Origin of the sequence: Exiguobacterium sp. CH10, from assembly GCF_018617635.1 — a bacterium.
In the GTDB taxonomy this organism is placed as follows: domain Bacteria; phylum Bacillota; class Bacilli; order Exiguobacteriales; family Exiguobacteriaceae; genus Exiguobacterium; species Exiguobacterium aestuarii_A.
Genome location: NZ_JACSKO010000005.1, coordinates 39,299 through 51,672, shown reverse-complemented (window position 1 = coordinate 51,672; position 12,374 = coordinate 39,299). Strand labels below are relative to the sequence as shown.

General features: G+C 48.1%; 18 protein-coding genes. 6 read left to right on the top strand and 12 right to left on the bottom strand.

Going from position 1 to position 12,374, the window contains the following annotated elements; all coding sequences use genetic code 11:
• Window positions 1–33 precede the first annotated feature (33 nt).
• Complete coding sequence (locus tag KNP04_RS13630; protein WP_214876796.1) at window positions 34–633, top strand: TetR/AcrR family transcriptional regulator; 600 nt, start codon at window positions 34–36, stop codon at window positions 631–633.
• 41 nt (window positions 634–674) lie between these two features.
• On the opposite strand, the gene KNP04_RS13625 is transcribed toward KNP04_RS13630, so the two are convergent.
• Entirely contained in the window at window positions 675–1,058 is a 384-nt protein-coding gene (locus tag KNP04_RS13625) for a hypothetical protein (RefSeq protein WP_214876794.1), read from the bottom strand.
• A gap of 186 nt (window positions 1,059–1,244) precedes the next feature.
• On the opposite strand from KNP04_RS13625, the gene KNP04_RS13620 reads away from it, so the two are divergent.
• The 3 genes from KNP04_RS13620 (at window position 1,245) to KNP04_RS13610 (ending at window position 4,319) form a co-directional block, all read left to right on the top strand.
• The gene (locus tag KNP04_RS13620) at window positions 1,245–2,741 is read left to right on the top strand and encodes a phytoene desaturase family protein (RefSeq protein ID WP_214876792.1); all 1,497 of its coding nucleotides are present in this window, start codon (window positions 1,245–1,247) and stop codon (window positions 2,739–2,741) included.
• A 114-nt stretch (window positions 2,742–2,855) separates the two neighbouring features.
• The gene (locus tag KNP04_RS13615; protein WP_214876790.1) at window positions 2,856–3,581 is read left to right on the top strand and encodes a hypothetical protein; all 726 of its coding nucleotides are present in this window, start codon (window positions 2,856–2,858) and stop codon (window positions 3,579–3,581) included.
• Between the two features lie 9 nt (window positions 3,582–3,590).
• Window positions 3,591–4,319 carry an ATP-binding cassette domain-containing protein gene (locus tag KNP04_RS13610; protein ID WP_214876788.1) on the top strand — a complete coding sequence of 243 codons (729 nt, stop codon included), beginning with the start codon at window positions 3,591–3,593 and terminating at the stop codon, window positions 4,317–4,319.
• A gap of 110 nt (window positions 4,320–4,429) precedes the next feature.
• Here KNP04_RS13610 and KNP04_RS13605 read toward each other — a convergent pair whose 3' ends face one another.
• The 11 genes from KNP04_RS13605 to KNP04_RS13555 form a co-directional block, all read right to left on the bottom strand.
• Window positions 4,430–4,906, bottom strand: a complete 477-nt coding sequence (locus KNP04_RS13605) for a hypothetical protein (protein WP_214876786.1) — start codon at window positions 4,904–4,906, stop codon at window positions 4,430–4,432.
• A complete protein-coding gene (locus KNP04_RS13600) occupies window positions 4,899–5,384 on the bottom strand; it encodes a hypothetical protein (protein WP_214876784.1) in 486 nt (161 codons plus the stop codon). Before KNP04_RS13600 ends, KNP04_RS13605 begins: the two co-directional genes overlap by 8 nt.
• 128 nt (window positions 5,385–5,512) lie before the next feature.
• Window positions 5,513–5,986 (bottom strand): DMT family transporter, encoded by a 474-nt coding sequence (locus tag KNP04_RS13595; protein WP_214876782.1) that lies wholly within the window; start codon window positions 5,984–5,986, stop codon window positions 5,513–5,515.
• Window positions 5,987–5,998: 12 nt separating this feature from the next.
• Complete coding sequence (locus KNP04_RS13590) at window positions 5,999–6,658, bottom strand: Crp/Fnr family transcriptional regulator (protein ID WP_214748702.1); 660 nt, start codon at window positions 6,656–6,658, stop codon at window positions 5,999–6,001.
• Window positions 6,659–6,670: 12 nt separating this feature from the next.
• Window positions 6,671–7,096, bottom strand: a complete 426-nt coding sequence (locus KNP04_RS13585; protein ID WP_214876780.1) for a DMT family transporter — start codon at window positions 7,094–7,096, stop codon at window positions 6,671–6,673.
• A 12-nt stretch (window positions 7,097–7,108) separates the two neighbouring features.
• Window positions 7,109–8,047, bottom strand: a complete 939-nt coding sequence (locus KNP04_RS13580) for a DMT family transporter (protein ID WP_251129982.1) — start codon at window positions 8,045–8,047, stop codon at window positions 7,109–7,111.
• Window positions 8,048–8,154: 107 nt separating this feature from the next.
• Window positions 8,155–8,637: a hypothetical protein gene (locus KNP04_RS13575; protein WP_214876777.1), complete on the bottom strand. Its 483-nt coding sequence runs from the start codon at window positions 8,635–8,637 to the stop codon at window positions 8,155–8,157.
• Window positions 8,612–9,112 (bottom strand): hypothetical protein, encoded by a 501-nt coding sequence (locus KNP04_RS13570; protein WP_214876774.1) that lies wholly within the window; start codon window positions 9,110–9,112, stop codon window positions 8,612–8,614. The genes KNP04_RS13575 and KNP04_RS13570 overlap by 26 nt, the downstream gene beginning before the upstream one ends.
• Complete coding sequence (locus KNP04_RS13565; protein ID WP_214876772.1) at window positions 9,109–9,612, bottom strand: hypothetical protein; 504 nt, start codon at window positions 9,610–9,612, stop codon at window positions 9,109–9,111. The genes KNP04_RS13570 and KNP04_RS13565 overlap by 4 nt, the downstream gene beginning before the upstream one ends.
• Window positions 9,613–9,621: 9 nt before the next feature.
• Entirely contained in the window at window positions 9,622–10,080 is a 459-nt protein-coding gene (locus KNP04_RS13560; RefSeq protein WP_214876770.1) for a hypothetical protein, read from the bottom strand.
• 13 nt (window positions 10,081–10,093) lie between these two features.
• Window positions 10,094–10,543 (bottom strand): hypothetical protein, encoded by a 450-nt coding sequence (locus tag KNP04_RS13555; protein ID WP_214876768.1) that lies wholly within the window; start codon window positions 10,541–10,543, stop codon window positions 10,094–10,096.
• A 161-nt stretch (window positions 10,544–10,704) separates the two neighbouring features.
• Here KNP04_RS13555 and KNP04_RS13550 point away from each other — a divergent pair, with 161 nt between their 5' ends.
• Together KNP04_RS13550 and KNP04_RS13545 are read left to right on the top strand one after the other, a co-directional pair.
• Complete coding sequence (locus KNP04_RS13550) at window positions 10,705–11,910, top strand: MFS transporter (RefSeq protein WP_214876766.1); 1,206 nt, start codon at window positions 10,705–10,707, stop codon at window positions 11,908–11,910.
• A 19-nt stretch (window positions 11,911–11,929) separates the two neighbouring features.
• Window positions 11,930–12,361 carry a MarR family winged helix-turn-helix transcriptional regulator gene (locus KNP04_RS13545; RefSeq protein ID WP_214876764.1) on the top strand — a complete coding sequence of 144 codons (432 nt, stop codon included), beginning with the start codon at window positions 11,930–11,932 and terminating at the stop codon, window positions 12,359–12,361.
• Window positions 12,362–12,374 lie beyond the last annotated feature (13 nt).

Genomic DNA, 12,374 nt, shown 5'->3' with positions numbered 1-12,374 from the left:
GAACTTCATGTGTTGAGGAAAAGGAGAAATAATATGGAACAAACCGATTTACGCGTCATCCGGACGAAGAAGTTGATCAAAGATGCCTTCTTCAGCCTTATTGAAGAACAGGGATTTGAGGCCGTCTCCGTCAAGCAGTTGACCGAACGGGCCGGCATCAATCGGGGTACCTTTTATAGCCACTATGTGGATAAGTTCGAGTTGATGGAGAAATGCGTCGATGAAATTTTTGAGGAAGCCGAACAGAAATTGATTTATCACTTGCCACACATCTTCGGAGACGAACGGACCGACAACTCGTATCATTACCTTGTCCCGTTTATTCGCTTCATCGAAGACAATCAAATCATCATGAAACCGCTGCTCGGACCGAACGGAGATCCGACGTTCCAGGCAAAGCTTCGAAAATTTATGCAAGCTGCCTTGTTTCAGCGCTCTCCAGTAACCTTGTTTGATCCGGATAAGATGATGGTCCCGCCTCCATATCTCGTCGCCTATCTCTCATCAGCTCACATGGGCGTCATCTACGAGTGGTTGAACAATCCATCTTCGAAAGAAACGGCGGAAGACATCGCACGCATCATCTATACGATCACATTTGAAGGACCGCTCGTCGCCGGTGGTGTGAAGTGAAACAATTAAAGCCTCCCGCACACGTTGCGAGAGGCCCTTTTTTACGGAATGCGAACATGCACATGCAAGTTCCCATTGTCTTCCGTTGTCGTCTGATAAGCGTTCTGTACTGCCTCTAAATCATGCCAGGCAATGCGGTATGACTTTCCTCGCATCCCTTCAAACTCGAAGGCGAGATGTTGTAAATCCGACATACCTAGGATACGGTCAAACGGTCTACCTGGACCATCCCATTCCAGTTGGTTTGCTGAATCCTTCAATACGAGGTCGAGCCCGTGCATCACTTTTTCTTTGATCAATTGTCCATCCGCCGCAACACGCATCCCGTCTTGAATATCATGCATCCGACACGATTCAATATCATCAAACGGGATGGTGATGTCATCCCCGTTCGCAAAGTGAAGCGTGATTGTTTTTACGATCATCTTAGATTCCTACTTTCGTTCAGTCTCTGTTCCCTTACTATACAAAACTTTTCCCGATTCAGGGATGACATCTTTGTGGATGTGGCAAATCCGTAAAAGCATGTTCGATTCATTTGGAAACGGGAATAGAAGAGGTAGCAATCATTCTGTTTTTTGAAAATAATACTTCGGAAAGGCGGCGAATATATGCAATCAGTGGATAAATCGGTCATCGTCATCGGCGGAGGGCTCGGCGGATTGTCAGCGGCCATCTCGCTCGCTCAAAAGGGATACGACGTCTCACTCTACGAAAAGAACGATCACATCGGAGGGAAAGTGAACCGTCTCGAACAAGACGGATTCGGCTTCGACCTCGGACCCTCGATTTTAACGATGCCCCATATCTTCGACAAACTGTTCCGTGGAAGCGGCAAACGGATGGAGGACTATGTTTTCATCAAGCGGCTTGAGCTCGAATGGCGCTCGTTCTTCCCGGACGAGACCGTGCTCGACCTCTATCATGACCTCGAACAGATGCAACGCGCAAATCCTTCCCTCTCTCGAAAAGACATGCAAGAATATCGTGAACTATTGAATTACGCAGCCCGCATTTATAAGACGACCGAGAAAGGCTACTTGGCTGAAGGGTTCGAGTCACCTTTAGAAGCCGTCATGAAGACGGGAATCTTCCCAACGCTCTTTGGGTTCGATTTGACGTCGACCATGTATAGTGCCATCAAGAAGCGCATCAGTAATCCCCATCTTCGGGACATGCTGTCGTATTACGTCAAATATGTCGGGTCGTCTCCGTATAACGCACCGGCCGTCCTCAACATGATGATTTACATGCAGTATGCCCAAGGCTGTTGGTACGTCGAAGGTGGGACCCACAAACTCGCGGAAGGATTGACAAAACTCGCCGAAGAAATCGGTGTGAAGCTACATACCGGTCAGGGCATCGTCCGTGCCCACACGGTGAATGAAAAAATCTCAGCGATCGAGCTTGAAGATGGACGTCTCCGTTCGGCCGATTATTTTGTCTCGAACATGGAAGTGATCCCGTTCTATCAGAAAATGGTCGACGCCGACGAACAGTATGTCGACAAAATCGTCGATAAATACGAACCTGCTAGCTCTGGATTCGTCCTCCATCTCGGCGTGAAGAAAGCCTATCCTCAGCTTGCGCATCATAACTTCTTCTTCTCCGAAAATTTGCATGAGCAGATGGATAAAATCTTTGAGAAACACGAACTTCCAGACGACCCGACGATTTATCTCGTCAACGTCAATAAGACCGATGCGACACAAGCGCCACCGGGACATGAGAACATTAAAATCTTGCCACACATCCCGTATATCCAAGACAATCCGTTCACCGAAGAAGAGTACGCCGCCTTTGAAGAGCGTGTACTCGATAAGTTAGAACGCATGGGTCTCCATGGTCTGCGTGAACATACTGTGACGCGTGACGTATGGACGCCTCATGATATCGAGCGGACGTATGGCTCGGACCGAGGTGCCATTTATGGAACGGTTGCCGACAAGAATCGAAACGGTGGCTTCAAGCATAAGAAGCAGAGCGAACTCTATCATAATCTCTACTTTGTCGGGGGAACCGTCAACCCGGGCGGCGGTATGCCAATGGTGACGTTGAGTGGTCAACAAGTGAGCGATAAAATCGCGAAGCGCGACAAAGTGAAATGATTTTCTTTCATCCCTCATTCGATATGAGGGATTATTTTTTTGAAACTTTTTCCAATCACCTTCCGTATATTGTGCTACGATACAAACAATCAAACATACAAACGGAGGAACAGGATGCATCAAATCACAAGTTATTTATTTATGTATGCCAAAGTTGTCGTCACGGATAAAGTTCCATTCTTTTGGACACTCGGGATTCCACTCGTCATCGCTTTGACGACACCATTATCAGGTGTTCATCAAGCGACACCTGCAGAATATTACGGACAAATCGCTTATTTTTGGGTATACATTGTCCTTGCTACATATGTGAATGGTGTAGGTATCGAACTCGCTCGCATGCGCGAATATGGACTGATGAAAACATACGTGATGATTTCCGGGAACAAACTGACGTATGTCATCGCCGTCATCTTGGCGCAACTTCTATTCGCCTCCATCAGCCTACTTTTATTCACAACGGTCGTGACGCTCGTACACGGATTCTTCTCGTTCAAATTGATTGCAACGTCTCTACTCGTATTGATTGGGAGTATCCCGTTCGCGGTTGCCAGTGTCGCCATCACGGCACTTCCAGTGAAAGTATCGAGTCTCGGAACGTTTGCGAACATTCTCATGTTCCCACTCTTCATATTGGCGACGAAGTCACCCGAGCAATGGTTCAGCTTCCTCAACCCGTTCTACGCGCTTCATGAATTCGCGCTCGGGTTGCTGCACCTGACGACTCAAGTCGATCTCTCGTTCGGAGTATGGGCGACATTCCTTTCCGTACTCGGTTACTTCATCATCGGTGCGATTGCGTTGAAACGCTTCAGTCTCGTCTCACTCATCACACGCTAGGAGGTTCTTATGCACGTAAACCAACTCACTTATCGCTATCCGAAAGCGACGCGCCCTGTACTCGACGGCGTCTCGTTCACCCTGCAACCAAATAAGCTGAACGTGTTAATCGGACAAAACGGTGCCGGGAAGACGACACTGTTTGATTGTATGACAGGTACCCTTCCCGTTGACAAAGCGTCACTCGACCTCGTTCCGACGACGGACATGCTGTATTTGACACAACTCATGTATAACCATCATGAGTTGACGGGAAAAGACTTCGCCTATTTCATCGGACGCCTGTCGCAGCGCCCCGAATTCAAGAAACTCGAGTCTTACATAAACAATCTTTCGACGTCCCGAGAACAAGAACTGTTCGAACATCTATGGACGATGAAACTCGGGAAGATGTCCGTCGGGGAGAAAAAATGGCTCTTCGTGACACTGTTGTCTTCGATCAAACGATCTCTTTATTTATTTGATGAGCCGACAAGCGGGGTCGACCCGGCGTCACGCATTCAAATCATGCGCCGCCTACAGCGTCTCGTCGATGACGGTAAGATGTGTCTCATCTCGACGCATCAGTTGCATGACTTAGTTCAACTTGATGCCCACGTCATCTTCTTACACGGTGGACGCATTTTATATGAAGGGGACTTCCAAGACTGGCTCAAAGAGTCTGGAACGACCGACCCGGACGAAGCGTTCGTTCGGATGGTCGACACACCACTTGATGATGTGGCGGTGACACGATGAATGACTCGTTTTGGGAACGACACCGGTTCACATTCTATACAATTGGCATGGTCGTCTGCGGCTTTCTCATCTCCATGTTCTCATGAAAAAACTCAGCCTCTGAAGCTCTGTCAGGGGCTGAGTTTCTGTTTACGATGTGCTTGTCGTAACTCCCGATTGGTCACATGCTCAGGATCCGCTTCACATAATTTACGGTCCATCGGGATGTACAAGATAAGAAGTGGAATGACGCCAATCAATGCGACACCGAGTAACTCCTGCATCGAACCGAATACGAACCACGTGAGGAAAGTGAATATACCAAGTGACCCAAACATGGCGACGATGATAAGAAATTCTCGGCGCACGAGGCGTTGATATTCCTCGTCTTCGTTGAATGTTCGTAACAGTTTCATCCGTCGCCACGCTTGATAGAGCATCGGCAATTGAGTCACGAGGAATGAGAAGGCAATCGTCGTCACCGTGACACCTTTTATGACTGAAACGACTAGAAATAAAAATAGGCCGATGATGCCAAATATCGCGCTGACCCCTCGCGCGTCGAGATCCTGTTCGACCATTTTGGGGAGACGTTCTTGTTTATCCATTCACTTTCCTCCTTTTTTGTTTCTTCCGACTCATCAGTCCCAATAAACTCTCGACCACGTGCTCGTCATCAATCTTTAGAATCTTCCAATCCAACCATGACTCAAGAAGTAGGCAACTCGCGACGAGAAGCGCACATCCGAGGCCTAGAGTATCTAAAGCTACATACTTTAGTGAATATAGGGCCAAGAGAAACATAACACCAGTCAAGAGAACGAACTGTATCGTGCCTTTTAAGTAGATGAATCTGCGGTATGTAGATGAGTCATTGAACTGTAAAAACAACTGGATTTTATGCCACGTCGCCACCAAAAGCGGCATAAGCAGCGCCGCACAAAAAATGAACAAGGACAGGTTCATCCTTGAATCATTGAACAATAACCAAAGCGCTGTCACGACACCGACTATCATCACAAAGAGCGGACCCTTTTTAGTCCATGATTTGTCGTACAGATACTCCATCCGTTCTTCTCGTACCACCTCTCGCACCTCCAACAGTAAAAATCATCCAATTCTCTCTGTATGTTCATCTTAACAATCTAAAAACAAACTTTCGAGGATTTTCCATTAAAAAGGAAAAAGCACCTGATGTTATCAGATGCTTCTCGTTATCCGGCTTTTGAAACTTTCGCTGATGTGACGGGTGTCTTCCCACTCAACTGAAACACGAGCACCCCACCAACAATCAACACAATCCCGACGACCGTCTTCCAGGTGAACGGAACGGCCGTCAAGCCGAACCATCCTAACGTATCCCAGAGGAGCGCGAACAAGATTTGAGACACCATGACGATCGAGATGGCATAACTCGGTCCGAGTCGCTCGACACCTTGCGTCACACTCATGACGACTCCGACGCCAAAGATTCCGCTGAACCAGTACCATGTCTCCATCTCCTCTACTCGGAACAAGGCACTTCCTTCTTGAAATAGACCAATCAGTAGCGATGCTAAAAATCCGAGTCCAAGGACGAGTGTCGTCGTCGCCCACGCACCAACACGCTTTTTAACATTAGCGTTAAACGTATTTTGCACACAGACGAGCATTCCGCCGATGACAGCAAGCATCATCCCAATCGCCATGGTTCTCCCCTCCTATTCATAAATACTCTCCCCGACAATCTCCAACAACCCTTCCCGGTCGATGATGGTAATCATCCGCCGATTTCGTTCAATCAAGCCTGCTTCGACGAAACGCCGAAGCGTCCGGTTCACATGGCGATAACTCGTCCCAATCAAATCAGCGATATCCGTCAATTGATCCACGGTCGAGCCAAGCGTTTGATCATCTGGTGTCATCGACAATAAATAACTCGCTAAGCGGACCTCAACAGGATAGAACAAGTTGAAGCTGAGTGACTGCGACTTCCGTTCGAACTTTCGCGTGATTTCTTCCAATAAATAATGTAACCAGGCGACTTCTTCGTGCGCGTGACGTACTAAATCCTCGAATCGGATGACGAGCATCTCAACTTCTGTGACAGCTTCGACCGTATTCAAATAAGGGGTCCGTTGAATATATTCGATGTCCCCAATCAAATCGAGTGGATATTTGAAAGAAAGGACGAGACGCTTACCGGTAGCGGAAGTATGTGAGACGCGAATCTTCCCTTTCACTAAAAACCGGAGATGCTCCGCTTCATCGCCTTGCGTACAAATGACGTCTCCCGGCTCGTATCGGACAAGCTTCAATTCTTGTTGCGCAGCGACGGGCAAAACGTCTAATTCAAATTGCTTCACATACGCCTCAACCATATACGTTTCCCCCTACCATTTTAATAAGATGACCCCCGCAATCATCATGAACACCCCGAACAACTGTATCCCGTTCAAGTTCCGACGCACCATTCCGAACCATCCACGCCAGTCAATGACGAGCGCGAGCGCCAACTGCGCGATGAGAAACAAGGAAATCGTGAGCGTGACCCCGAGCTCGTGGACGGCCGTCATATTACTGAACAAGATGATCGCTGCAAACGCCCCACCTGATAAGTAGAGCGGGTTCACGTGACGCATCTCGATATACGTGCGGTCGCGTAACGCCAACATGACGAGGAGCGCGACGATGAATCCTGTGAACTGTGTCAACGTCGCCGCTTGCCACGTTCCAATCTGCGAACTGATTCGCGCATTCGCCACACTTTGTAACGTCAAAAAGAAGCCTCCGCTGATTGCAAACAACACTCCTCGCATCGTTTTTCCCCCTTAAGATAGACGAATCAATACAATTCCGATCACCATGACAATCAGACTGATGATTTGAACACCGGTGACCGGGTTCTTCTTCGCTCCGAACCAACCGAAACGGTCAATCAGTAAACTTCCACATAACAGTCCGACAATGACGATGATGACAGCAATCCCCGTCCCCACAATCGGAACGATCAGGACGTTTCCTCCGATGAAGAGCGCCCCGATGATTCCACCGAGCCAGATCCACCACGGTTGACCTTTCAGTTGACCGAGCGGAACGGGTTGGCGTGAGACGAGTAAAATGAGTAAGAGCGCCAACGTTCCGACAACGAAAGAGACCAATGCCCCTTTCAGAGCCGATTCGAGCACTGTTCCCAAATAGCCGTTAATGGCCGTTTGCGTGGCACTCATCATCCCTGTGAAAATCCCAAACAGTCGCCAAAGATTCAGGTTCCCGGTGTCCGTTTCCATCGAGACGACCAACTTGCCTCTTCGGCGGTTGAGCCAGTCGGATAAGGCGACCGTTCCGATGACGCCAAGTAAGACGAGCACAACTCCGAACAAACGAAGCGCTGTAATTGGATGTTCGACAGAATTGAACCAACCAAAATGGTCAATCAACAATCCCATCAAAATCTGTCCAAAAATCGGCATGATGACCGTCTGGACACTTCCGAGCCTCGGGAACAGCAAGATATTCCCCGTTAAAAATAAAACACCTAACAGTCCACCAATCCACATCCACCCTGGACCTTCCTGAATCACTGAGCTATCAAACCCGAATGACTGTCCGGTCAAAAGGAGTAACAGAGATAAAAAGATGGTCCCGACGGTAAACGATAAAAACGATGCGACGACCGGGGAGCCGACCACTTGGCGCAAGCGTGAGTTCACACTCGTCTGCATCGGTAGCAAAATCCCAATCGTCAATCCAATCAAAATAGCTAACATGACTGTCTTCCTCGATTCTTCTACTAGTTCTCTATACATTGTCAGCTTACGCCTCGGCACCCAAGAAGAAAAGGACCGATGTCCTCAAATAAAAAAACGAACCCTTTTCAGGTGTTCGTTTTGGACTCATGGAAACGCTGATCGCGTGCTTCACGCAATTCTTTCCCAAGTACGTGATGCACATCTAACTTGTGAAGCTTTTGATTGATGATGTATGGTGCCAGAATCGACAGCCCACCGATCCCGAATAACCCGGAAATAGCAACGACGGGCGACAACGAATCGGCATAATAGGCGGCTAGTAGGCAGATGGTCGAGACGAAGCAGAGCCACTGGATTCCAAAGTCTGTATACACCAGACGTTGATAACGGGCATCCTCGTTAAAGGTAAGAAGAAGTTTTGTCTTCCGCCACTCGAGACAGAGATACGGAAAAAAACTGATGAAGACGATGAGCGGGGCGTACAGTCTGTACTGCGCAGCGATGAGGAATGTCATCACGACGGTCGCGATGGCAACGCCCCACCGCCAACGCCAATGACTGTCATCTTGTTTGAGCAACTGTTCAATTCGCTTTTCTTTCGTCAGCATATGTACTCCCTTCGTAAGATCGATAGTGCTTCGTCACCTCATCCCGTGTCGGTTGGTCCGGGTCGGCTTGTCGTAATTGCCGGACGGTCTGATAGTGGGTCCATGCTAGCAGGACGATCCCTAGACCAATGATGCCCAGGACGATGAAGCCTAGACCGATTGACGAAACCTCAAGGCGACTGAGAAGGACCATTCCTGTGATTGCTCCAATCCAGTAAGAATAGAGGCGGTACAAGCGCTTCGTGAGCGACTGGGCTTTTTCGGACGTCATGGTTTGCAACTGTTTACTTTCTTGACGTGTGAGATACATGAGTCCAGTCGCTGCTAGCATCGACCCGATTCCCCATATCCACCATGTGTCAAAACCGAGCACGAAACTGTTACAGACAATGAGAGCTGCTGTAAGCCAGATGCTCGTATTTTGATACATTTTCCGATATGCCCCGATATATTGAATTCGTTCTTGTTTCGTCATGACTCTTTACGACCTTTCCTTGAAATATCATCTAACGTATGTTTCAAACGCTCACGGTTTGCCCGGGTCCATTCGCCAGATGTGACGTGGTGCTCATCAAACGCGGACTGCTTTCGGTCAATCCAGCGTGGAATCAATATGAGACACGGTCCGCCGATGAGGAGCGTCCAACTCATCCACGGTAAGAGATCGATCCCGTTGAAATGCATCGCAATCAAAATCACGAACCACATCAGACTGATTAACATAACAGTAAAATCCATTCGTAACAGACGATGATAGCGTGTCGATTCGTTGAAGGATTGCTGTAATCTCATCTTCTTCCATTCAAGCCATGTCGCATAAAGAAGTGCGACACCTGGTAGGAGAATGCTATACGGACTCCATGTCGACAGAAAATAAATCGATACGCCAAACATGGCCGCGCTTGCCATTATATTCAGACGATTGAAGCGCTTCTCAAACTGCTCAATTCGTTGAAGTCGTTCCGCCTTGTCCACGCTGTCACCTCAATCTTTCACGAAGTCGAGTTTGATTTCGCGGCGCATCGGTTGATCCGCATCATACTCGGAAATCTGTCTGTCGAGCATCTTTTGTACGAAATGTAATAAGGTGACTCCACTTAAGAAGACAATGAAGAGCGACCACCCCGGCCAACCGATCAGAACGATTAACGGGAAGAGGATGGCTAATAGGACGAGGAGCCCCATTTCCGATACATACTGCCAATCGATGATCCGTTTGGCTTGTTTCACATCCGTCAACTTTCTGACGAAGCGACGCTCTCGTCCGATGACGTAAAGCATAATTATCAGTACGAGCGCCAACGGGATGGTATATATCGATTCTCCGTTAGACTGAAGTGTGAGAACGACAAGTGCTCCCGTCAAAACTGCTAAGATTGAGCGCAACACAAGCCAACGTTGTTGATAACGATAAATGGTATTGATTCGTTCTTGTTTATTCATTTCATTCATCCTTTCAGAATCGTCGAATCTCACGACGTGTCGGTTGTTCCGGGTCGAGCCAGCGGATTTGTTGATCGAGTTTCTCTTGAGCCCATAAGATATAAAGCAATGCCCCACCGATAAGAACTGCAGGAATCCAAGACCACTCTATGATTCGAATGGCCAACGGATTCACCAGTCCGAGCAATGCGATAAAGAGGAAGTCCAGATGATACTGCAGTGTCACGACACGTTTCACCTGTTCTTGCTCCGACAATTGACTAATTGCCTCTGCTTCATTCGAAAAGAAGTAACGCGTCGCAAGTAACACCCCACCGATGATTGTGAACCCAATCCAAATGTTCCCGTCCGTTCGCATGAGGAAGTAAACCGCAAGACCTGCCGGAATCGCTAAGAGTAAGCGTTGCAGGAGTCGCTTTCGATTTGATTGTTTGATTGTATGTAGTCGTTCTTGCTTGTTCATCTCATTCACCTCTTATTTCACTATACGGGATGCGCATGAGAAAAGTTCCGTTATTTTACATTTTCGTACCAAAGTCATGTTTCTTGACGATATGACTATCTCAGCTTATAGTTTAGTTAACTTAACTATATCTTAAAGAATGAAAGTAAGAGGTTATCAACATGAGCTTATTAAGCAATTCCCGATTTGTGTTTACCTGGTTATCCGGGATGACGCTCACGCTCGGGTTTTCAATTTTCTTCTTGAGCGTCTCGTGGTTAACCATTGATGTGTTGAAACAACCGACGCTACTCGGAATCATTTTGACCGCGGTTTCGTTACCTCGCGTGATCATGATGGTGTTCGGCGGTGTGTTCGCCGACCGGTTCCAAAAGAGTCGCTTGTTATGTTTAACGAATATCGGGCAAGGCGTGTTGATGTTAATTGTCGTCTCGCTCCATTTCGCTGATGCATATTCGGTGGCAGCACTTTTGGTCATCTCCATATTGTTTGGTCTTTTAGACGGCATGTCTTACCCGGCACTGTCATCACTCATGCCTTCAATCGTATCAGGTCAACAGTTGCAACGCGCGAACTCCCTCTTCCAAGGGTCGCTCGAGTTGATGTTCGTCATCGGTCCGTTCCTTGCAGGGATCCTACTCACGTGGGGAAGTTTTGGTCTCAGTTTCGGCACAGCGGCTGCCTTGATCTTCCTCTCTGCGATTTTGATCATGCCTCGGCTGATTCAAGATCACATTCCCGAGGTCGCTCCGCTCTCCCCAAAAGATGTGCTCGTTGATTTGAAAGAAGGCATTCGTTACGTATCGAAGACGCCTGTTTTACGAAGTGGAACGTTCGCGATCGCCATCGTCAACTTGTTCGTCATGGGACCACTCATCATGAGTATCCCGATTCTCGTCGGTGCGGTCGGAGGGACGGCTTTTGATTTAAGTATCATCGAAGGTGGGCTCGCAGTCGGGACGTTCGTCGCAAGTTTCTTGATTCTATTATTGCGGTCCGTTCATCGTGGACGTTTCGTCTTCCGAGCACTGTTCCTGACGCTCGGCGCCTTCTTCCTCTACACGCAGGTTCAATCGATTCCGCTGCTTGCCGTTGCGGCTTCCATGAGCGGATTTATGATCATGCTCGTGTACTTGCCGACCGTCACCATCATGCAGGAACAAAGCGACTCTGACAAAATTGGACGCGTCATGAGTATCATGTCACTCGCCGCCTCGGGCCTTGAACCGATTGCGTTCGCCATCTTATCGGTTCTTGTCGCCTTGTCCGTCCCGATTCAAACGCTCTTATTGGCGTTTTGTATAATCGGACTAGTGTGTGGTGTCCTCTTGTATCTACGGAGCGAAACGTTCCGACGAACACCGTAAAGAAAGGATGAATGACACGTTGAATGAAACACGAAAACAACAAGTCCTCACGATGTACCGCCAAATCGATGAGCTCAACTTGCTGTTCACGAAATATTTCACGGAATTGAACGAGTTCGAGTTGAGTTATCAACAAGAACAAATGCTGCTTCTCTTCAAACGCCAAGAGACGTGGACGACGACAGAGATCGCGACGAAGATGTCCATCTCCAAAAGTGCCGTCAGTCAGGTGATCAAAGTGCTCGAACAACGCGACTTCGTCGTTCGGGAAAAAAATCCTGAGAACCTTCGGGAAAGCTTCATCCGACTTGGCCCGAACGGTCTGGCGTACTCGAAACAAATCGATGAGATTGAAGAACGCCTCGCTGAAGAGATGTTCTCCGTCCTCGAGGATGACGAGATGAAGATGATCAACCGCTCGCTCACGTTGATGATTCAAAAGTTCAAATGAAGAAAGGGATTTC

What these genes read in the sequence shown, in the direction of transcription:
- KNP04_RS13590 (WP_214748702.1), bottom strand. Translation starts at nt 6,658, where the DNA reads ATGGTTGAGGCGTATGTGAAGCAATTTGAATTAGACGTTTTGCCCGTC.
- KNP04_RS13630 (WP_214876796.1), top strand. Translation starts at nt 34, where the DNA reads ATGGAACAAACCGATTTACGCGTCATCCGGACGAAGAAGTTGATCAAA.
- KNP04_RS13585 (WP_214876780.1), bottom strand. Translation starts at nt 7,096, where the DNA reads ATGCGAGGAGTGTTGTTTGCAATCAGCGGAGGCTTCTTTTTGACGTTA.
- KNP04_RS13560 (WP_214876770.1), bottom strand. Translation starts at nt 10,080, where the DNA reads ATGAATAAACAAGAACGAATCAATACCATTTATCGTTATCAACAACGT.
- KNP04_RS13550 (WP_214876766.1), top strand. Translation starts at nt 10,705, where the DNA reads ATGAGCTTATTAAGCAATTCCCGATTTGTGTTTACCTGGTTATCCGGG.
- KNP04_RS13620 (WP_214876792.1), top strand. Translation starts at nt 1,245, where the DNA reads ATGCAATCAGTGGATAAATCGGTCATCGTCATCGGCGGAGGGCTCGGC.
- KNP04_RS13575 (WP_214876777.1), bottom strand. Translation starts at nt 8,637, where the DNA reads ATGCTGACGAAAGAAAAGCGAATTGAACAGTTGCTCAAACAAGATGAC.
- KNP04_RS13610 (WP_214876788.1), top strand. Translation starts at nt 3,591, where the DNA reads ATGCACGTAAACCAACTCACTTATCGCTATCCGAAAGCGACGCGCCCT.
- KNP04_RS13570 (WP_214876774.1), bottom strand. Translation starts at nt 9,112, where the DNA reads ATGACGAAACAAGAACGAATTCAATATATCGGGGCATATCGGAAAATG.
- KNP04_RS13580 (WP_251129982.1), bottom strand. Translation starts at nt 8,047, where the DNA reads ATGTTAGCTATTTTGATTGGATTGACGATTGGGATTTTGCTACCGATG.
- KNP04_RS13625 (WP_214876794.1), bottom strand. Translation starts at nt 1,058, where the DNA reads ATGATCGTAAAAACAATCACGCTTCACTTTGCGAACGGGGATGACATC.
- KNP04_RS13605 (WP_214876786.1), bottom strand. Translation starts at nt 4,906, where the DNA reads ATGGATAAACAAGAACGTCTCCCCAAAATGGTCGAACAGGATCTCGAC.
- KNP04_RS13555 (WP_214876768.1), bottom strand. Translation starts at nt 10,543, where the DNA reads ATGAACAAGCAAGAACGACTACATACAATCAAACAATCAAATCGAAAG.
- KNP04_RS13615 (WP_214876790.1), top strand. Translation starts at nt 2,856, where the DNA reads ATGCATCAAATCACAAGTTATTTATTTATGTATGCCAAAGTTGTCGTC.
- KNP04_RS13595 (WP_214876782.1), bottom strand. Translation starts at nt 5,986, where the DNA reads ATGGCGATTGGGATGATGCTTGCTGTCATCGGCGGAATGCTCGTCTGT.